Below are 18,722 nucleotides of genomic sequence, written 5' to 3'. Positions count from 1 at the left end.
GTGTAGCTTTTTATTATTTTTCAACTAAAAATAAGTTGTATTGCTGTTGTTCATAGCGAGCTATTTTTTCAATAAAACATCCTACAACTAAAGGTAAGCATTATGGGTATATTCAACTACTTGCAGCGATTGGGAAAAGCATTGATGCTTCCCATTGCTACACTTCCCGTAGCCGCGCTTTTGCTACGTTTCGGCCAACCCGACGTATTTAATATTCCTTTCATCGCCAGCGCTGGCGGTGGTATTTTCGAAAACCTCCCACTGTTATTTGCATTAGGTATCGCAGTGGGCTTAGCAAAAGATAATGCTGGCGCTGCTGCACTGGCAGGTGTAGTTGGCTTTTTAGTACTCACTAAAGCCACGTCAGTCATAGACTCGACTATCAATATGTCTTTTTTCGCCGGTATTATCGCGGGTATTGTCGCCGGTCATTGTTATAACCGTTTTTCAGATACACGCTTGCCAGAGTTTCTTGCTTTCTTCGCAGGCAAGCGATTAGTCCCTATCATGACAGGCATTATTTGTCTGTTCATTGCATGGATATGTGGCTATGTCTGGCCATATGTCCAGCACGGTATTGATTCTTTCAGTCTGTTAGTATCAAAGAGCGGCATGGTCGGATGGTTTACTTATGGTGTACTCAACCGCTCTCTCATTCCATTTGGTTTGCACTATATTCTGCACTCTGTTTTCTGGTTTAGTCTGGGTGACTGTTTGAAAATTACTTATGATTTAGCCAGCTCTGTACATAATATCTGCCTGGCGCCGGATGTTGTCCGTTCTCTGACCATTGGCGCAGCGGTTCCAGGCATTGATGGCTCAACCATTACCCAAATCGCCACCGATATGAGCCGCGGCGACTTGAACCGTTTCTTTGCCGGTGATCCACATGCCGGAGTTTACATGGCCTGGGCTTATCCCATCTTTATGGGCGGTTTGCCCGGCGCTGCGCTGGCAATGTATTTCGCAGCGCCAAAGGAACGTCGTCCTCAGATTGGCGGAATGTTATTTTCCGTCGCGTTGACAGCATTCTTAACCGGTATAACTGAACCAATAGAATTCTCATTCTTATTCCTGGCGCCAGCTTTATATGTTCTGCATGCAATATTGGCTGGCGTTAGCATGGTTATCGTCAATTCATTGGGTATTCTGCATGGTTTTGGATTCTCCGCCGGATTAATTGACCTTGTATTGAGCTGGGGTCTGGCAACCAAGCCGTGGTTGTTAATCCCATTAATCGCCTTGTTCTTTGTGCTGTATTTTGTTTGTTTCACCCTCATGATTCGTATTTTCAACTTACGTACCCCAGGCCGCGAAATTGGAGAGACAACTCAAGCGATCTCTGCCGCCCAAGATAACGAAACAATCCAACATTACATTACCGCTCTTGGCGGCGCACAAAATATTCATACGGTAGACGCCTGCATTACCCGTCTTCGCTTAACCATTGGAGACAACACTCAATTGGATGAACACCGGTTAAAACAATTAGGTGCAAAAGGCGTCCTGAAAATAGGTAAACAGAGCGTTCAAGTTGTATTGGGTCCCCAAGCAGAAAGCATTGCCGGGCAGATACGCATTCAACTACATTCAGATAGACCAAACAAAAGGCCATAGCTAAAAACACCTTGAATTTAAAAGGGAACTCATCTCTTGTTCCCTTTTATTTTTCTTGCAAAATAAGGTGGCTTAATAAGTGACAAAAACCGTAAAACTCATAACTTTTTCTATTAATTCCCTGGCTATTCTTTATATCTTATTTTAAGATAAAAAATATCTTTGAGGTACAGCATATCTCTGCTCATACAAATGATTTAGTATTCGCACGATAAGAAGATTAGTTAATCAGTTAATTTATCCAACCGCTATAATTTCTTGTTTTAAGAGGCACTTATGAGGCTGATCCCCCTAACGAATGCAAGTGACGTTGGTAAATGGTCCGCACACTATATCGTTAGCAAAATCAATGCATTTAACCCCACCGCCGAGCACCCTTTTATTTTGGGATTGCCAACCGGCAGTACACCACTGGCAACTTATAAAGAGTTAATTGTTCTGCATAAAGCAGGGAAAATCAGTTTTAAACATGTTGTAACATTCAATATGGACGAATATGTCGGTATCGCCGAAAATCATCCACAAAGCTACCATAGGTTTATGTATCAAAATTTCTTTGATCATATTGATATCCCGAAAGAAAATATCAATCTGCTCAATGGTAATGCCTCTGATGTCGAAACGGAATGTCAACGTTATGAAGACAAAATTAAATCTTACGGTCAAATACATCTATTTATGGGGGGTGTCGGTAACGACGGTCATATTGCCTTCAATGAACCGGCATCATCTCTGACTTCCCGTACACGCATTAAAACACTTACCGTAGAAACCCGCACAGCTAACTCCCGCTTCTTCGATAATGATATTAATCAGGTGCCTAAATACGCCCTAACCGTCGGCGTAGGCACGTTAATGGATGCAGAAGAAATTATGATCCTTGCAACAGGTCTCAATAAGGCTCAAGCCATTCAAGCGGCAATTGAAGGCAATGTCAACCATATGTGGACGATAAGCTGTCTGCAAATGCATCCTAAATCCATCATTGTTTGTGACGAACCGGCAACAATGGAATTGAAGGTAAAAACAGTCAAATATTTCCACCAACTGGAAGCAGATACTATCGGCGAATTCGCCAGCAAAAACTAACAATCTACACAGCCTGACGCCTCTCTCGCAGGCTGATTACCGTTATTATCTTCAATCATCATCTCCCGATCCCATAGGAGGCTAAGATGTATGCTTTAACCAACTGCATTATATATACCGGTCACAACAGATTAGATGAGCATGCCGTTATCATTGCGGACGGCTTAATTAAACGAATTTGCCTAACACAAGCGTTACCCGAACAGATTGAAAAACGTGATCTAAATGGCGCAATTCTTTCCCCCGGTTTTATTGATCTACAAGTTAACGGCTGTGGTGGCGTTCAGTTCAACGATCAGTTGGAAAATATTTCAGAAAAAACGCTGAATATCATGCAAAGAACCAATGAGCGCTCCGGTTGTACCAGTTACTTACCCACTCTGATTACTAGCACAGACGAATTGATGATGGCCTCTGTTGAAGTCATGCGCACTTATCTTAAGCATCATCAGCATCAGGCTTTGGGCCTGCATCTGGAAGGTCCTTATCTCAATCCGGTAAAGAAAGGCACTCATAATCCAGAGCTTATCCGTAAGCCTACATCTGAAATGATAAATTTCCTGTGCGATAACGCTGATGTCATCGCTAAGTTGACCCTCGCACCGGAAATGGTCGAACAAAAATATATTCAGCAGTTGGTAGAGGCCGGTATTGTTGTTTCCGCCGGTCATTCAAATGCCAGTTATGAAGAGGCCCGACAGGGATTCCAACACGGAATTACTATTTCAACTCATCTTTACAATGCCATGCCAGCTATTTCAGGCCGCCAACCCGGCTTGATTGGCGCTATCTTTGATACACCTGAAATTTATGCTGGAATCATCGCTGATGGTTTACACGTTTCATGGCCAAATATTCGTAATACTAAGCGTTTGAAAAACGATAAGTTAATTCTAGTAACAGATGCGACGGCCCCAGCCGGACTCGATCCGACTTCCTGTAAAATGGAGCATTTCACCTTCGCAGGTAAGACCATATACTATCGCAACGGATTATGTGTTGATCAAAACGGCGTTCTAAGCGGCTCTTCTCTCACTATGATAGATGCCGTTAAAAATATCGTTGAACATGTTGGTATTGCACTAGATGAAGCACTGAGGATGGCAACTCTCTACCCTGCTCGCGCAATTGGCGTTGATAAATATCTTGGCGCCGTTGAAACCGGGAAAATCGCTAACCTCGTTGTTTTCAGTCACGACTTTAAAATCTGCAAGACCATCGTTAACGGAAAAGAAACTGAACTTTGACGGACTAAATAGCTGATGAGTTATAACAACACACAAAAACAAATTGGTAATATCGACCTTGTAAAGCAACTTAACGGAGCCGTGGTATATCGGCTGATTGATCAACAAGGGCCAATCTCTCGCATTCAAATTGCTGAACAAAGTCAACTTGCGCCGGCCAGTGTGACTAAAATTACTCGTCAGCTACTCGAACGGGGCTTGATTAAAGAAGTCGATCAACAAGCCTCTACCGGAGGCCGCCGCGCCATTTCCATCGTTACTGAAAATCGTCACTTCCATACTATCGGTGTCCGCCTTGGTCGCCATGATGCTACTCTTGCCCTTTATGATATGAGTGGCAGGGCCTTGGTTGAAGAACATTATCCACTGCCTGAAGCGACTCAGCAAAAAGTTGAAGACCGGCTCATCAACGCAATAGAAAACTTTATTCAACAAAATCAACGAAGGATACGTGAGCTCATCGCCATTTCAGTTATCCTCCCCGGATTAGTTGACCCAGATACCGGCATCGTCCGTTATATGCCTCATATTAAAGTGACTCACTGGACTCTGGTCGATAATTTGAAAAAGCATTTCAACATTACCTGTTTTGTGGGTCATGATATTCGCAGTTTGGCATTAGCTGAACACTATTTCGGCGCCACCCGTGATTGTGAAGATTCAATATTGGTACGTATCCATCGAGGTACCGGTGCCGGGGTGATTATCAATAATCAGATACTTCTCAATAATAGAGGAAATTTAGGTGAAATTGGCCATATTCAAATTGATCCACTCGGTGAACGCTGTCACTGCGGCAATTTTGGCTGCCTGGAAACTATCGCCGCTAACTCAGCGATAGAAGCGCGAGTCCAGCATCAATTAAAGCAAGGTTTTCCAAGCCAGCTAACATTGAATAATTGCAATATCAGAGCTATCTGCCAAGCCGCTAATCAAAATGATCCATTAGCCTCTGAAGTGATAAAAAGCGTCGGCCATCACCTCGGCAAAGCCATCTCTATCGCGATTAATTTATTTAACCCACAGAAGGTTGTGCTGGCAGGAGAAATTATTGAAGCTCAGAAAGTGCTCTTACCCGCTATTCAAAGTTGTATCAACTCTCAAGTTTTGAAAGAATTTCGTCAAGATCTGCCAATCGTGGTTTCTGAATTAGTCCACTGTTCTGCTATTGGCGCCTTCGCTCTGACTAAACGTGCTATGCTTAATGGTGTCCTGTTACAACACTTACTCGAAGGGTAATGTTATTTTTTGTTGCTTTTGACAGCAAAATGCTTATATGCCAATCAAACAAGCGACTTTAAGCAGATTTCGAGAAAAAAGCAGTTGACGCATTTAGCTGATATACGCATAATGCGCCCCGCAACGCCGATGAAGGTAATGCAAAAAAGATGGCTACGTAGCTCAGCTGGTTAGAGCACAGCACTCATAATGCTGGGGTCACAGGTTCGATTCCCGTCGTAGCCACCATCTTTGCGGGAGTGGCGAAATTGGTAGACGCACCAGATTTAGGTTCTGGCGCCGCAAGGTGTGCGAGTTCAAGTCTCGCCTCCCGCACCATTCATTCATCGAGTTGTCGTTATTCAGATGGGGTATCGCCAAGCGGTAAGGCACCAGGTTTTGATCCTGGCATTCCCAGGTTCGAATCCTGGTACCCCAGCCATAATCCTGATAACACAATTCTGACAACATGTTGTACAGTGACCACTTTCAGTTGGGGTATCGCCAAGCGGTAAGGCACCAGGTTTTGATCCTGGCATCCCCAGGTTCGAATCCTGGTACCCCAGCCATTAGCTGAATGTCGCTCACTGATATTTTGCAGTAAATTTTCTCGCATCAAAAATAAGGCTACGTAGCTCAGCTGGTTAGAGCACAGCACTCATAATGCTGGGGTCACAGGTTCGATTCCCGTCGTAGCCACCATTTTATTGGGGTATCGCCAAGCGGTAAGGCACCGGATTCTGATTCCGGCATTCCCAGGTTCGAATCCTGGTACCCCAGCCATATTCATCAATGTGTTACGTGAAGTGATGTGTTGAAAAAATATACAGAAAGAATAGAAAAAGAATATACAGGTAGAATATTTTTTGATGTACAAGCCACCATTAGAAGTGGTTTTTCTGTTTGACGCCTCAAAAAAACCACATCATTTACCGCCTATCAATGAGATAATCTAATAATTTCAACACGCAACTTTTGCTTGCCGCTGTCAAAAATCACATAGCCATCACTTCGGCACTTCCGGCCACTTCACATCAGGCGCTTGATTCAAATCTGTATGAGTGAGTAGTACTCTGTATTTTCTCCATTCGAGCAGAGATGCTCTTGTTTCATCTGTAGCCATCTCTAAGTCAACAGAATCTTGCAACAGTGAGATTGTGTAATTTGCTTGCTGTAACAGTGTTGCTTGTTTCTGTTTTGCTTCGTTGATTTGATGAGCTTTGAGTAAGTCTTTATCAACTACCCATTCTTTACCATCCCATTTATCAAAATCAGTGGGTGGTTTCTTGAATGTCAGCGTATTCGGCAATTCCCCAATTTCCGTTATCTCAATCGGTTCCCGTGTTAACGTGTCGTAAGCGATTTTTCCTCGGTAATCGGGGCGGATTTCCCAGCACTTACCATCTACACTACGACACACGGCTTCGTCAGGAGATTTCGGCAGTTCTGGCGCATCAGGATAAGCACCCGCTGATAAACTGATACCCAACATCACATACTCAATATCAGAGTTTGTGAATTCTCTCGTTATCTGATTCGAGTGATAAACCTTAATCCACCCGGCCTGAGTGGCTAAACCATCTTTACCCAATACGGCGGTTTCATGTTCTAAAGAGTATTTCTGTTCTGTCATTATGCTGCTCTCACTATGTAGTTAAATGCTATGTTACGGGGGCGGGTTTCATTGCCACCTGTATTGTTAGCAATTGATGTATCAGTTGCGTTGCCTTTTACATCCCTGCCAAGTGGGTACCAATATCCGTTCACTGGCCCTTGATTTGGTGACATATAACGGCTATCTGCGTTACCCTCGGCAAGCTGTATTCTTTTTGTGCTATCAGCCTGCCACGTCCCACACACTCTACCCGGATCTACTCCGCGACTATCGTCCCAACCTCGGATAAATTCGCCTCTTAAATCAGGTACTCTACCGTCAGGATAAGCTTCTGCTAGCTTCGGGTATAAGGATTTGTCAAACGTTTGACCGTTGCATGTTAGATAGCCGGGTGGTGTGTATCGGTGGGGGTACGGAAGTGGGACGCCGACTGGGACGTTAATATCATCAGTTGTTGCAAGCGTGCCCGATTTTTCTGGTGTTAATAAGTTATATCTGCGATTGCCATCATCATCATTCGCCCAAATTGTTAGCATTCGCCCGACAGTCCCCTCTATCCCTATTTGATAACCGTCTGACGAGTGGAGCCACATCCCCGGCCATTTATTTTTAGCATCGATGTGCAGAAAGCTGACGTATGCGGTACCGTGTTTACGTAAAAAATTTTCATCTGACTCTTGTCTTGAGTACGACCCTACATCCCCCGCATTCAAACTGACATCCCCACTCAACGCCTTGCCGTTCACTTTCCGACTATTCGGCACCGCATTATTCGCCTTATTCACAGTCTCCACCAACCCGAGGTTTTTCACAAAGGCGTTTTTGTCGGGGATGTCTGCGCCGTTTTGGGATTTCTTGAGAAAATCAGATTTTGAATATTCTACTTCTAACCAAATTCCATTATCTAACGAGCCATTTGGGCTTATATTTGAGTTCGCTGACAATGCAACCCAATTTTTTCCGCCATAATTTACCAGTGCCCCTTTTGTATATTTTGCGTCAGAGAACCAAGCAAGCGCACCGCTATTTTGGATTTCAAGTAGAGCTTCATCTAAACGATTGTGCCACCAATTTTCCCATTTAGCTTCGGGCGGATCTTCTGATGCTCCACCAGCCCAGCCGCGCTCAATTAATGCATCACCGGGCTTTTCGAATTGAGCCGGATTACTGGCCCATGTTTTATTAAAACTGTCTTTTCTAGCCATCTATTATTACTCCGATTATACGTATGCGCCTACGCCGTAGGGTTGTGCATCATAAGTGCCTTTATATGCAAAGGGATGATGATTAACCCTGACTAAATGGGCTTTTACTCCCTGTGGTCTGGGTATTAAATCAAACATTTCAATCAGTACGCGAATATTTGCAGCGATAGCTTTATCTATCCAGATTGTTTTCATTGTCATATCCTGCCCGTCAATAATTGCAGAATTAACATTAAAAATATAATCAACAGCACTTTTTACATCGTCTATTGTTGCTATTGAGTTATTTTTTTGTATTTTCGATTTAATTAATATCCGGTACATGAAATCAGATACTGGTGCTATTTTAATTTGTTCGCCGGGAGATTTATACGGTGCAATATTATATGGCTGTGCTCCACCAGTACCATTATATGCAAAAATAGAAACAAAGTCAGTACGGATAAGTGGTCTCTCTGCAAATCCCGCAATTCTCCCGCATATATCTAATTGATCACCCTCAGCTTTATCTATATCAAGAATGTTATTTATTTTTTCTATCTGGTCCTCAATGGAAGATTGAGCAATATCAGGTAACGAGGTTATCCAGTTGATAAGTTTTGGTGAATTTTTATATTGCCAGTAAATTCTAGATAATGCTTTACTTTTATGGTCATACATATACAACCTCTATATTCTCAGTGGCAAATACACCAAGTTGATTAAATTTAACATTAACTACCCCTCTCGTTTGATCCCAAGATTTACCGACTGTAATTGAATTTACAAACCCATTATCAGCAATGATATAGTTCACCGGTGTGAATATTCTTCCAGCCCCAACACTCTCACCGATTCTAAAGCCAAGCTTTGAGAATCCTCTAGTTTCGTCAAATCCATACGTTGTGTAGTGAACAATGGCCCGTTTTATATTTTCATCATCAAATTTATTGCTACTCGATATCTCGACGCGAACATAAATAGGAACAAGTTCCGGCCTGAAAAATGTCACTGATACAGGGTTTCCCAGTGGGGTTTTTGTATCCTCAGTAATTTTATTGGGAAATGTGTTATATTTATTTAACCCGCAACCCGGATTCTTTTTTGCTGCAATGGCGTTGATAATATCATTGACCGATCCACCGTCTGCAAATATTGCCATTGAGTGCTCTTTCACCCCGTTTTCATCAACCTGACTATTGTCATTTTCATAAATACGGGCTTGCTTTACGCCGTCTATATTAACCAGCGCAGCATACATATTATCAACTTGATTGGAGCCGGGCAGGGCTACAGATTCGTTACGGCGGATTCGAAAAGCATTATCTGATTCAATATCTCTGCCCGGCGATTCTGATGTTTCATTGTTAACAGCCGTTACACCCCCAATGGGCGTAGCAATAATGGTTAAAGTACCAATATTGGCAGTTTGTGATCCCGATGTTGTGCACGTTACATTGACAGTAGCAGTCCCACTCTCATCTATTATTACGTTATTATCTGTAGCCCACAAAGTGTTAGTAATGCGATTTCTTACAAGGGTTCTTTCTTGAATTAATGTTGTCGGAACGCCTCTGAAAATTACCGTCGATGTTGAAAGCGTGGCTTTATTGCGCTTAATACCCGCAAATGCCGCTATTCTATCTAGTTGCTGTCCTGCTGCGGAATTCGGATCTGCTGAGTGATAAGCGGCAATTACTCCTTCATCGAGATTAGCCAATGCCTCGCACCATGCTGCTATTGCAAGTCCATCGGGGGATTCAGGGTTAATATTCCAGCCGTCATCAATCGCCAAATAACGCTGACGCATCACAGTTAAATATTCATTCAGCGTCTGCCCCTTTGCGCCATTTCTCGTTATTTCAGCCATTAAACAATCTCCTCATTGAACAGAAATTCAAATTGTTCATTGTTGATATCAATCAATGATGCATAAATTGTGATTTTTCGATTTTGCATATCTGTTTTAAATTCGAATTTGGTTAACCCCAATACGCCCGGTGCAGTGATAATGCGTTCCTTGACATTGGCCGCCGCAATATCAAGTGAGGTTTTCCCTAATATGCTTTGAAACCACGGCGTACCTTCGGTGATATTTAGAAAGTATTCACCCAAGAATAAGCGTAAGCGCCTGATAATAGCCTGCTTTGTCGCTTCTTTACTTGTTGCAAATTGGGTGCAGTGTGTGACGATATCGCCATCTATGAAATTTCGTATCATGCGATCCCCTTCAAAAAAAAAGCCCTAGTATTCACCAGGGCAAGAGGTTGGCTAAATGATATCTTTGTAGTTCTCACACAACAAAGAAGGAAGCCAAAATGAAAATAGATTTAACCCTCTGCGGTAAAATCCTTACCAAACTAGCAGAATATTATCCCAAACCAGCGAACAACAGCCAATTTACCGATATAGAAAATCTTGCTGGAGATGAGGATGTTCTTATTGCCAATTTAACTTATATGGAACAGCATCATTTGCTAATCAGTGGTATTAAGCGCGGACTCAACAACTCTGTTTATACGGGAGGACTAGTACTCACTGAAAGGGGTATTGACTATATTCGTGAAGATGGTGGCCTATCCGTAATGCTGGATAAATCAACAATCAACCGTCAAATGTATGACGCCTTACTTCAAGCATTGCTTGATCAAATACAGGCGTCACCCGAAGCTCAAAACCAAAAAGAGGCGCTGACATCTCAGCTTCAAGCGCTTCCCGCCGAGACCATAAAACATTTGTATATGAAATTGCTGGATCAGGGTGTTTCATATCTGCCGGGAGTATTTCAGCTAATTCAAAAATGGCTCCACCTGGAGTAAATTCATCATGGGGACGCAGCATGGTAAAGCGTCCCCAACCTATATTTTTTCCAAGAAAAGCCCAGAAATCATGCTGCACACTGGCACTGACATAAAAACCATGTGGCTGAAAGATAGCGGTAAATATTTTAAGCTTTTTCATGCTACAACCTTAATTTTTGTTATGAAATCATCAAATTAGCTACCAAAATCAATTCCCTGAATGATTTTATGGATACCACCATTTTTTCATCAGTCGTCATTACTGTGGGCCTCGCGTTGTACCGTTACCAGTCTGAATCCCGCCATGAATATGTTTACCAAACTCAATACCTTCAACAGATAAGCCACCCTGATTAACTGTGGTTCTGCCATTGAGCGTAGTTTTACCGCTATTCGTAAACTCCGGGCCGTTATATGTCATACCTGAGCTTGTCAGTGATAGTGACGTTCCACCGACTGATAACGCTATCCCTCCATCAGTCATATGAATGCGCACAGAACCAGATCGGTTACTCATTCCCATACCCGATGTTGGCAAGCCAGGAATAACAGTTTGCATTGAACGATAACCGGGTGAGAAAAAGGCATCGGTGGCACTGAACATTCTCATTTCGTGAGGAGCAACAGGACCTCCCTGATCTATCCATGTATCAATAGCTCTCTGGCTAAAATGAATAAGCCCTTCTGTACCGGGTGGTAATTCATGGAATAGCGTCCATTCTTGAGTGCCTGAAAACTGGACCGGGACATTGCTAATAACAGGCATGGTAATAAAATCGTTGCCTATTTTTCTCTGAATGCCGCACTCAATTTGTGCCCGCTGATTAGCTGGGTTATAAGAAATAATTTTCCCCGGCAAGCAAATCATTAGCGGTGATAATGCAGACTTTTTAAACTCCTTCATTGCTTCCAGCATTGGATTCAGCTTTGAGTCTATAATTTTCATTATATTATCCTTTAAGCAATAATGCTTTGACCGTAGTTTTCCATGTGTCGTGATAGAAGTCACCTTGGTGCGAAATACTTAACACTGAAAATCTTCCGGCAGTAAGAAGGTCTTTATAGGGTGTTGTATACATACCACTAAAATTAAACTGATCATACATCCGATAGACTTCTACCCAATCTGCTGGTCTAATCAAATGATTAAGCTTTATATCAACCTCTAAAGATTGTAAGTAAACTCTCGGTATCCCTTCCATACCATTGAGAGATGATATTTTATGTGTATGTTCTCGTGATGCTTTATTTCTGATAACGACTAATTTTGTACTTTCGAAATTATATTTAAAATCAAACGTTTCTGATAGTTCGGTTAAGAATGTTATAGAATTTACGCCACCCGCAGTCTTTCCTTTAATTGCTAACGGTAAATCAGAAAAATCTCCTACTACTTCTAAAGTAGTCCCAAATGTTTCGGCAACATCCTTTATGATTTCTAATATTGTCGTGTTTTCGCCCCAAGACTTATTTATATATGCATTAACCCATTTTCTAAAGAATGACCGACAATAAAACCTGATATATGTATTTACACCATCTCGACCCGTCTCGAAGTTGTTTATTTCACCTTTAAATATAACACCAACATCATCACCATAGCCGGCAGATAAGGAAACTGAATCATATTCATTGTAAATTCGGCTTCTAGTTTCTGCTGATACGCCGTATACGGTGATGCGTCCCAATGCGTCAGCGTTATTTGGTATCCCTTCTATATTAAATGTAACTTGCATCGGTGGACTAAAAATAAGGTCTTCTCCACCACCGCTTGATTTTATGACCAATTTATAATTTCTTCCAAACAGATCACCATTCATATTGGATACCACTTTAATTGATTTTTAATACCCAAGTTACTGATAGTTGGGGTTTCTCCTTCCAGAATAATTTCCCCAATATCTGCATTCAATCCGGCAAGTAAATTTACTCCAACATGTAATGCCCGGCCTAATGCTATCGGACTATTATCAATATTCATGATATCAACAACAAAATATCTATATCGAGTCAACCAACGTAGATAAAATACTAGTTGATGATTATTTAGTGTAATAGAAAATTTTTGGTAGGCTGCATTTCTTGTAAGAGGAATGATATTCATTGCAATAAAACCTCTCCGTGATTAACAGTAGCTTGCCCCTGCGTGCTTACACTATCTCCAGCCGGGAGATTAGCATTGATAAGTGATGCGTCCTTGTTTTTTCCATCTTTGTTAATAATCAAAAGCTGCCGCATTTCAACAACTAATTCCAGCCCATCTTGATTCTCTGTATTTGTTACTTGTCGGGTATTTGTAATAATCATATTCGCATATGACGCACTTTTGGTGCCAATGACAGTCATTACAGTGTGACTACTCTGTAGCTCCCTAATCTTATCAAGAATATTCATTGATCGTTTGGTTCCATACTCACCAGCAATGCCAAATCCTACAGAAGCACCCAGTCCAGCCAATGCAGCAATACCACCAGGCAATACTGACGCGGCCAAGCCAGTAGCAACGCCAGCCCCCATCCCCAATATCCCTGAATATTGACCGGTTTCAGCAATCAGAGCTTTGATCGGATTATCTGACAGCGCAACGGTCATAGTGACATATAACGGGCGTGTGACTGCGTTGTCATTTGCTGTCATTGCATTTTCTAATGGATATTCGCTAACATCCGTTCTCATTTCTGATGACTCTTCAAGAACTGCGTCAAAAAAAATACCGCCAATTTCTGGGCGGGATTTGGTAAAAATACCGACAATACTCATTGTGCTGTTGTCCTCACAGATACGGCTAATTCGTTACATGCGTCATTGATACATTGCTGAACAATTTCCTTTGTTTTTTCTGGATTACCAGCTTCATTTACTGTCACATTGGCATTAACGGTAGCGTTGATAGGGGCACCATTATTGCTAGATTTAGACTTTATAGGGGGGGTTGGTATTGTATTTCTGCGAGCAGCATAGTCTTCCATAGCCAGGGAATAGTTACCAACTTTTCTCACGTAATCCTCTGTTTTTTCTCCCCATAATTTACGATTTGGTCCGGCATGATGTTCCGCAACAGCCTCTTCCATACTTTCACCTTTATTCAGGCGCTGGCGTAATTGCATTGCAGCAGCATTTATAGCTTGATCAGAATTAAGCGGATCTATGCCTAGGGATTGAGCGGAGCTATCAAGATATTGCATTATTCCTTTTGCCTGTCCCCATTTTGTTTGTGGGCCTGTAGCATTAGGGTTAAATCCTGATTCTTGTTTTGCCATTCCCAATAAAACGCTGACTGGAACATTATATTTTTTTGACGCTTGAGAGAATGATTCAGCCAATTGTTCACGCTGAGATGAATTATTGACACCCGACATTGTTAAATAATTTTTTATATAATCCATATTGTTCAAAGGATCATTACCGGGAATATCCAGCGCATTCGGATTAATTGAGCTTACTTTCATTCCATGTTTAATTTTATCCGGTATTGATTCATCTTTACTATCGAACCAATCACTCATGTTTTTATAAAACAGCCAATCAGGTAATTTAATTCCCCAATTTTCTTTTACATCCTTTGAATCCCAATCCCACATATCCTTTTCAATTACCTCATTAATTGCATATCCCGTTATTCCAGCTCTGATAAGTGATTTAAACCCTCCCATTTTGCCAAAAATTCCACTAACTCCTTTTGATGCGGCAATAGCAGTTATTCCTATAGCCATAGTTTTTAGAAGTGGCATAGCTTCATCAAGTTTTTCAATAATTCCTTGTTTATTATCAATAAGCCATTTATCGGCTCGATTAGCTAAGTTAGTGATGCTTGCTGTAAGAGGTCCGCTTAATTCACTAGCTAAGCCATTTAAATTTGTCGTTAACTTCTGAACAGCATCATTATATTCATTCGCTATTTTTATTGCTTCAGGAGTGATTATTTGACCACGTTTATTGTATTCATTGAATTGTTCCTGTACCCAGTTTGGACCCTTAGAGAACACATCTTGTTCGAATTTATTTAACCCCAATCCGTTACTAAACCTTCTCCTTTGATCCATATTCATCTTGGGCATATTTTCAGCAGCCCACATCATTGCAGAATGAGGATTATCCTTATTAATCAATTCATAAGGATTAATACCAGCCTGCCTGAGAGCGTTTTCGTCAATTCGGCCATCAGCAGCTTTATCTCTAAGATTATTAAATTTCTCAATTGTACTCATTGCATCCTGAACTTTACCGCCCATCTGTTCATACGCATAACCCCAACGCAATACATTATTGGGATCAATAAGATGGCGACGAGAAAATCTATCTATCTCAGAAACAAAACCAGCGAAATCTCGCGTTAGCTTATCAAAGCCAAATCCAGCAGCTACAGTAGCCGCTAATTGCATCATATTGTCAGTAACACCTTTAAATGCAGCGTTAGCTATATCAAAACTCTTTTTGTCTGTTTCCAAACCAAGAGATACAAGTAATGAATCAATTGTTTCTGCCATTTGTGACCTCATTTTAGGTATGAAAAAAACCCGCATGTGGCGGGTCTCAAACTATATATACGATAGTAAATAACTACGTTATCTCATTCAAAAGACACTATCTATCTTTATCACTTAAATCGCTTCCACAATGCTTACATTTCACAGCATCATGAATTATTAACTCGCTACAATATTTACACCTTTTTTTCTCTGTGCGGTCTGGGAGTAGTCCAATTAAGAGGTTTATTATAAACCAAGCTATAGCATTAATTATCAAAATAACAATAATGCCAGCAATCCCCTCTATCTCTGGCACTCCAAAAACAAAGGATATTGTAGCAAGTAAATATGATATTATTATGTACAACATAATTATTAGAGCAGCACTTAATCCTATCTGCCACCCTTTTTCACTTGCTTTTTTGGATGTAGATTTCCAAGGGATTATCACAAATGCATAAATTAATACTATGATCACAGCCGCAACAATCACATTCCAAACGCTAATACCACCCATTTCTTACCCTTACTCAATGACAAAACCACATTCTATCACGTTCGTAGACAGGCTAAAAATCGTCCGTTACTGGCCCAACTTAGCCCTCTTTTATATTAATTTATAATATTTTGATTTTTAATGAAATTTTCAAGAGGTTGTAAAAAAGGGGTTTCTGATTTTTTATGGCTATACTCTTTAAAGATTAGAGAGTTAAGGTTAGTATATAACAGTCTACTGCCGTACAGGCAGCTTAGAAACGCAGCTATGATGAAATGGAAAGTTATTATGCGTCTACTGCCGCACAGGCAGCTTAAAGCCCCGAAAGGGGCTTCTCATACAGGCTAACAAGTAAATCATTAGATCTTTTCTTTAATGCCCGCCTGTCTCAGAATTGCATTAGCGGTATGCTTGGAGACTATTGTATATGGCACACTAAATGCTTTATTGGTTATGTCGCTGCGCCATATTTCATGGCTACCTTTTCCTTGTCTAACAAAATAGCATCCATGCGCCAATAAGATTTCTTTCAGTTGTGGATACAAGCCAGATCCCATATCAGAGTGCCATCCTTGAATCGTAAGATTGTTCCTGAATAAACCTAATGCGAATATCCTCAGAATTATTGCCTAAACCATTAAGCTCATAAAGTTCAGGCGCTATTTCCCAAACTTTTTCTGTCAATTCATCATAAGTTTTGGCTTCTGTAACCAATCCAAGCTCATCGCACTCAGCAATCCACATATCATCATGGATAACATTCACAACAAAAGGTGTGCTAAACCTATCTAATCTTTTACTAACTGAATTAAGCATATCAAAAACCGTTATACCGAAATGTTCATTAGCATGATGAGAAGCATCAGCAAACCATATAAAAATAGTATGTATCCTACGCCCTGTCTCTATCAGTTCGTCACTTTTAGACTCGTTAAAATCAGACATAGCATGAAGCAAATCAGCCGTAGCATGAAAGTGTATAACTGGCCCAATACTACTTTTACCTAGCATGGCTGACTTTTTATCATGAACATCTGCTGCCATTTCTAACCATTTGTCCACTAAAGTATCAACCACTGGTTTTACATAATCAGTTGCGCATTCTCGAATAATTTCGATAATATCAGCACGCGACACATAAAGCTCCATTTTAAGCGTAACAAACCTGACCGTCTTATCACCGAATTTTGCGCTATAGATAACGCGATCCATGTATGCCTCCTTAATGCTCGCTAACTGGTTAATAATAACCCACACAATAATGCAAGAAAAGGTGATTATTTGAGCCATCCCTGACTTGGGGGTTGTAACCTTTTAAGCTACCTGACAGCAGTAAACTGAATATTTACAATTAATTACATTTCTTCAAACAAATTCAGCGGCAAAGTGTAGTTATTTCCAATTTTTTTCATTTATTTCAGTATGTTATAGAGATTTCTGCGGCAGGCTTCGCAATTTCGCCTACACTTCTATAGCCGAATATTCATCTTTAAATTCCGAAATTATCCAATTATTAATTGTAATTTTTAAAATTAAAAAAATAATATTTTTAAAATAGTGTTGATTTTAGCATAAAAATGCGATTATTAATCTACATTATTTGCCTATATTAACAAGCCGGTTAATTCCATGAGAGTAAAAAAGTGATATTGTTGTTCCCTCAAAAGAGGGAAACCCCAGCCGCGCCAACGACTGAGGTTCCTAATTTGTCCAAAACCGACTAAGGAATACAGACATGTTAAGTATAGTGAAAAGCAGTCAACTTGTCATTTATGAAGTACTACGTAACGTAAATGTAGCAACATACCAGCAAGAAATATTGTTGACAGGATCACTCTCTGGGGTTATCGTGCATTTACGAGGCTTCGAAACCTCAACAAACACGGTCAAAACCAACCCCGTTAGCGTTGGATTTTTTATGCCTATCATTCAGTGGACGCAGTGCGCGGCCACGCACCGATCAAGGTCGGGAGGGCGACGAATACAACACCCAGTAATGGGGAATAAGTCCGCAGCTTTGTTTGTGCTGTTTCGAACCTCCCGGCACCACTACAACAGTGGCAATTCGAAGAAAACAAACAGAGGAGTCAGCAATGGCTAATCAAATTTCAGCCCAAAATCTCCAGGCTATCATTCATAACAGCATTCCGGTGATCACTACCGAGTTATTAGCTCAATTGTATGAAACCAGCACCAATAACATCAAAGTGAACCATTCACGAAATACGCAAAGATTCGTTGAAGGTAAGCATTACTTTAAAATTATTGGGAAGGCTCTAAAAGATTTGCGGGTTACTTTAAGTAACCTACAAATTTCACCCAAGACAAGAAGCCTTATCTTGTGGACAGAACGCGGCGCAGCCCGTCACGCCAAAATGCTCGACACTGATAAAGCTTGGGACGTTTTCGAAGCACTGGAAGATTTTTACTTTAGCCAAAAAGGTGCGGCAGAAGTTAAAAAGAAAACTCGCCGCTCAACCGCGAGCCAGCTAATACCTCTCCGCCAGACAGCCGAGCGTTTAATCACTACCGGCATTGGTAAGATTTACCCTGATATCTGGAAGCTGGTCCATGAGCATTTCGAGGTTGAGCATATTCACCAGCTTGAGCCAACTCAGATAACGGAAGCAGTAGAGTTCTTAAATGCACTTGAAGGTGAATTCCTAGGTAAAGAAGAACTACCTGCGCTGGAAATTAAACAACAAATATCCGATGACGACTTGCAAACCCTCTGCTGGTTATGGCAACACTCAATTAATATGGCTCGCTATATGATCGATATAGAACCGTTACTTAAAGTGGCTGAACATAAGTTGGCTGCAACATATTATGGATATCCCCGCAACTCTATCAGGTGCGCCAACAATGCAAGGCGGATACTGGAAAAGGCAACTGAGCACATTCAGATTAAACAAATTCAACTTGATAACTGGCGAGTATTGCACAGTCTGAGAATCCCTAACAGTCCATTCTAAGCCCCAAGCCA

Annotated in this window: 20 protein-coding genes, 6 tRNA genes and 1 pseudogene; 14 read left to right on the top strand and 13 right to left on the bottom strand. The window is 41.2% G+C overall.

The window, feature by feature from the left end; genetic code table 11:
- Positions 1–102: 102 nt before the first annotated feature.
- From nagE to Phpb_RS15250, 10 genes are all read left to right on the top strand, one after another.
- Complete coding sequence (nagE, locus tag Phpb_RS15295) at positions 103–1,617, top strand: N-acetylglucosamine-specific PTS transporter subunit IIBC (RefSeq protein WP_065391079.1); 1,515 nt, start codon at positions 103–105, stop codon at positions 1,615–1,617.
- Between the two features lie 276 nt (positions 1,618–1,893).
- Complete coding sequence (gene nagB, locus Phpb_RS15290; protein ID WP_065391078.1) at positions 1,894–2,706, top strand: glucosamine-6-phosphate deaminase; 813 nt, start codon at positions 1,894–1,896, stop codon at positions 2,704–2,706.
- A gap of 86 nt (positions 2,707–2,792) precedes the next feature.
- Positions 2,793–3,953 carry an N-acetylglucosamine-6-phosphate deacetylase gene (gene nagA, locus Phpb_RS15285; protein ID WP_065391077.1) on the top strand — a complete coding sequence of 387 codons (1,161 nt, stop codon included), beginning with the start codon at positions 2,793–2,795 and terminating at the stop codon, positions 3,951–3,953.
- A gap of 15 nt (positions 3,954–3,968) precedes the next feature.
- A complete protein-coding gene (gene nagC / locus Phpb_RS15280; RefSeq protein WP_065391076.1) occupies positions 3,969–5,192 on the top strand; it encodes a DNA-binding transcriptional regulator NagC in 1,224 nt (407 codons plus the stop codon).
- A gap of 151 nt (positions 5,193–5,343) precedes the next feature.
- A tRNA-Met gene (locus tag Phpb_RS15275) sits at positions 5,344–5,420 on the top strand.
- 5 nt (positions 5,421–5,425) lie between these two features.
- Positions 5,426–5,510 (top strand) — tRNA-Leu (locus Phpb_RS15270).
- Between the two features lie 28 nt (positions 5,511–5,538).
- A tRNA-Gln gene (locus Phpb_RS15265) sits at positions 5,539–5,613 on the top strand.
- A gap of 52 nt (positions 5,614–5,665) precedes the next feature.
- Positions 5,666–5,740 (top strand) — tRNA-Gln (locus Phpb_RS15260).
- A gap of 56 nt (positions 5,741–5,796) precedes the next feature.
- Positions 5,797–5,873, top strand: a tRNA-Met gene (locus Phpb_RS15255).
- A 6-nt stretch (positions 5,874–5,879) separates the two neighbouring features.
- Positions 5,880–5,954 (top strand) — tRNA-Gln (locus Phpb_RS15250).
- 223 nt (positions 5,955–6,177) lie between these two features.
- Here Phpb_RS15250 and Phpb_RS15245 read toward each other — a convergent pair.
- The 5 genes from Phpb_RS15245 to Phpb_RS15225 are packed head-to-tail and all read right to left on the bottom strand — an operon-like array spanning position 6,178 to position 10,190.
- Complete coding sequence (locus Phpb_RS15245; protein ID WP_065391075.1) at positions 6,178–6,804, bottom strand: tail fiber assembly protein; 627 nt, start codon at positions 6,802–6,804, stop codon at positions 6,178–6,180.
- Entirely contained in the window at positions 6,804–7,991 is a 1,188-nt protein-coding gene (locus tag Phpb_RS26930; protein WP_065391074.1) for a phage tail protein, read from the bottom strand. Before Phpb_RS26930 ends, Phpb_RS15245 begins: the two co-directional genes overlap by 1 nt.
- A 15-nt stretch (positions 7,992–8,006) precedes the next feature.
- Entirely contained in the window at positions 8,007–8,651 is a 645-nt protein-coding gene (locus Phpb_RS15235) for a baseplate wedge 1 family protein (protein WP_040152935.1), read from the bottom strand.
- Entirely contained in the window at positions 8,644–9,840 is a 1,197-nt protein-coding gene (locus Phpb_RS15230) for a baseplate J/gp47 family protein (RefSeq protein WP_065391073.1), read from the bottom strand. Before Phpb_RS15230 ends, Phpb_RS15235 begins: the two co-directional genes overlap by 8 nt.
- Positions 9,840–10,190, bottom strand: a complete 351-nt coding sequence (locus Phpb_RS15225) for a contractile injection system sheath initiator (RefSeq protein ID WP_065391072.1) — start codon at positions 10,188–10,190, stop codon at positions 9,840–9,842. The genes Phpb_RS15230 and Phpb_RS15225 overlap by 1 nt, the downstream gene beginning before the upstream one ends.
- Positions 10,191–10,288: 98 nt before the next feature.
- Between Phpb_RS15225 and Phpb_RS15220 the strand changes: the two genes are divergently transcribed.
- Both Phpb_RS15220 and Phpb_RS26095 read left to right on the top strand, forming a co-directional pair.
- Positions 10,289–10,789, top strand: a complete 501-nt coding sequence (locus Phpb_RS15220; RefSeq protein WP_065391071.1) for a hypothetical protein — start codon at positions 10,289–10,291, stop codon at positions 10,787–10,789.
- Positions 10,790–10,796: 7 nt separating this feature from the next.
- Positions 10,797–10,970, top strand: coding sequence for a hypothetical protein (locus Phpb_RS26095; RefSeq protein WP_165603305.1), 174 nt, complete (start codon positions 10,797–10,799; stop codon positions 10,968–10,970).
- 60 nt (positions 10,971–11,030) lie between these two features.
- On the opposite strand, the gene Phpb_RS15215 is transcribed toward Phpb_RS26095, so the two are convergent.
- The 8 genes from Phpb_RS15215 to Phpb_RS26925 all read right to left on the bottom strand — a co-directional run bounded on the left by Phpb_RS15215 (position 11,031) and on the right by Phpb_RS26925 (position 16,948).
- Entirely contained in the window at positions 11,031–11,717 is a 687-nt protein-coding gene (locus Phpb_RS15215) for a Gp138 family membrane-puncturing spike protein (protein ID WP_205634787.1), read from the bottom strand.
- 4 nt (positions 11,718–11,721) lie between these two features.
- Positions 11,722–12,591 carry a phage protein gene (locus Phpb_RS15210; RefSeq protein ID WP_065391070.1) on the bottom strand — a complete coding sequence of 290 codons (870 nt, stop codon included), beginning with the start codon at positions 12,589–12,591 and terminating at the stop codon, positions 11,722–11,724.
- Positions 12,588–12,875, bottom strand: coding sequence for a phage baseplate plug family protein (locus Phpb_RS15205; RefSeq protein ID WP_065391069.1), 288 nt, complete (start codon positions 12,873–12,875; stop codon positions 12,588–12,590). Before Phpb_RS15205 ends, Phpb_RS15210 begins: the two co-directional genes overlap by 4 nt.
- Complete coding sequence (locus tag Phpb_RS15200) at positions 12,872–13,531, bottom strand: phage baseplate protein (RefSeq protein ID WP_065391068.1); 660 nt, start codon at positions 13,529–13,531, stop codon at positions 12,872–12,874. The genes Phpb_RS15205 and Phpb_RS15200 overlap by 4 nt, the downstream gene beginning before the upstream one ends.
- Complete coding sequence (locus tag Phpb_RS15195; RefSeq protein ID WP_065391067.1) at positions 13,528–15,258, bottom strand: transglycosylase SLT domain-containing protein; 1,731 nt, start codon at positions 15,256–15,258, stop codon at positions 13,528–13,530. Before Phpb_RS15195 ends, Phpb_RS15200 begins: the two co-directional genes overlap by 4 nt.
- A gap of 97 nt (positions 15,259–15,355) precedes the next feature.
- Complete coding sequence (locus Phpb_RS15190; protein WP_065391066.1) at positions 15,356–15,757, bottom strand: Sec-independent protein translocase family protein; 402 nt, start codon at positions 15,755–15,757, stop codon at positions 15,356–15,358.
- Positions 15,758–16,095: 338 nt separating this feature from the next.
- Positions 16,096–16,293 carry a type II toxin-antitoxin system HicA family toxin gene (locus Phpb_RS15185; protein ID WP_065391065.1) on the bottom strand — a complete coding sequence of 66 codons (198 nt, stop codon included), beginning with the start codon at positions 16,291–16,293 and terminating at the stop codon, positions 16,096–16,098.
- Between the two features lies 1 nt (position 16,294).
- On the bottom strand, positions 16,295–16,948 hold the full coding sequence (locus tag Phpb_RS26925; RefSeq protein ID WP_240492565.1) for a DUF1902 domain-containing protein: 654 nt from the start codon (positions 16,946–16,948) through the stop codon (positions 16,295–16,297).
- 881 nt (positions 16,949–17,829) lie between these two features.
- Between Phpb_RS26925 and Phpb_RS27405 the strand changes: the two are divergent.
- Positions 17,830–18,177: pseudogene (locus Phpb_RS27405) on the top strand (ORF6N domain-containing protein); the annotation flags it as partial.
- A 279-nt stretch (positions 18,178–18,456) separates the two neighbouring features.
- Positions 18,457–18,711 (top strand): P22AR C-terminal domain-containing protein, encoded by a 255-nt coding sequence (locus Phpb_RS27720; RefSeq protein WP_489739827.1) that lies wholly within the window; start codon positions 18,457–18,459, stop codon positions 18,709–18,711.
- Positions 18,712–18,722 lie beyond the last annotated feature (11 nt).

The sequence above is a fragment of the Photorhabdus namnaonensis genome (assembly GCF_001684335.1).
GTDB classification, from domain to species: Bacteria; Pseudomonadota; Gammaproteobacteria; order Enterobacterales; family Enterobacteriaceae; genus Photorhabdus; species Photorhabdus namnaonensis.
This window is presented reverse-complemented; position numbering and strand designations above follow the sequence as displayed.

Excerpts from the sequence above, each read along its gene's own strand:
- Phpb_RS15235 (WP_040152935.1), bottom strand. The coding sequence starts at position 8,651 with ATGTATGACCATAAAAGTAAAGCATTATCTAGAATTTACTGGCAATAT.
- Phpb_RS15200 (WP_065391068.1), bottom strand. The coding sequence starts at position 13,531 with ATGAGTATTGTCGGTATTTTTACCAAATCCCGCCCAGAAATTGGCGGT.
- nagB (WP_065391078.1), top strand. The coding sequence starts at position 1,894 with ATGAGGCTGATCCCCCTAACGAATGCAAGTGACGTTGGTAAATGGTCC.
- Phpb_RS26925 (WP_240492565.1), bottom strand. The coding sequence starts at position 16,948 with ATGGATCGCGTTATCTATAGCGCAAAATTCGGTGATAAGACGGTCAGG.
- Phpb_RS15195 (WP_065391067.1), bottom strand. The coding sequence starts at position 15,258 with ATGGCAGAAACAATTGATTCATTACTTGTATCTCTTGGTTTGGAAACA.
- Phpb_RS15245 (WP_065391075.1), bottom strand. The coding sequence starts at position 6,804 with ATGACAGAACAGAAATACTCTTTAGAACATGAAACCGCCGTATTGGGT.
- Phpb_RS15185 (WP_065391065.1), bottom strand. The coding sequence starts at position 16,293 with ATGGGATCTGGCTTGTATCCACAACTGAAAGAAATCTTATTGGCGCAT.
- nagC (WP_065391076.1), top strand. The coding sequence starts at position 3,969 with ATGAGTTATAACAACACACAAAAACAAATTGGTAATATCGACCTTGTA.
- Phpb_RS15190 (WP_065391066.1), bottom strand. The coding sequence starts at position 15,757 with ATGGGTGGTATTAGCGTTTGGAATGTGATTGTTGCGGCTGTGATCATA.
- Phpb_RS15215 (WP_205634787.1), bottom strand. The coding sequence starts at position 11,717 with ATGAAAATTATAGACTCAAAGCTGAATCCAATGCTGGAAGCAATGAAG.
- Phpb_RS15220 (WP_065391071.1), top strand. The coding sequence starts at position 10,289 with ATGAAAATAGATTTAACCCTCTGCGGTAAAATCCTTACCAAACTAGCA.
- nagA (WP_065391077.1), top strand. The coding sequence starts at position 2,793 with ATGTATGCTTTAACCAACTGCATTATATATACCGGTCACAACAGATTA.
- Phpb_RS26095 (WP_165603305.1), top strand. The coding sequence starts at position 10,797 with ATGGGGACGCAGCATGGTAAAGCGTCCCCAACCTATATTTTTTCCAAG.
- Phpb_RS26930 (WP_065391074.1), bottom strand. The coding sequence starts at position 7,991 with ATGGCTAGAAAAGACAGTTTTAATAAAACATGGGCCAGTAATCCGGCT.
- nagE (WP_065391079.1), top strand. The coding sequence starts at position 103 with ATGGGTATATTCAACTACTTGCAGCGATTGGGAAAAGCATTGATGCTT.
- Phpb_RS15210 (WP_065391070.1), bottom strand. The coding sequence starts at position 12,591 with ATGAATGGTGATCTGTTTGGAAGAAATTATAAATTGGTCATAAAATCA.
- Phpb_RS15205 (WP_065391069.1), bottom strand. The coding sequence starts at position 12,875 with ATGAATATCATTCCTCTTACAAGAAATGCAGCCTACCAAAAATTTTCT.
- Phpb_RS15230 (WP_065391073.1), bottom strand. The coding sequence starts at position 9,840 with ATGGCTGAAATAACGAGAAATGGCGCAAAGGGGCAGACGCTGAATGAA.
- Phpb_RS15225 (WP_065391072.1), bottom strand. The coding sequence starts at position 10,190 with ATGATACGAAATTTCATAGATGGCGATATCGTCACACACTGCACCCAA.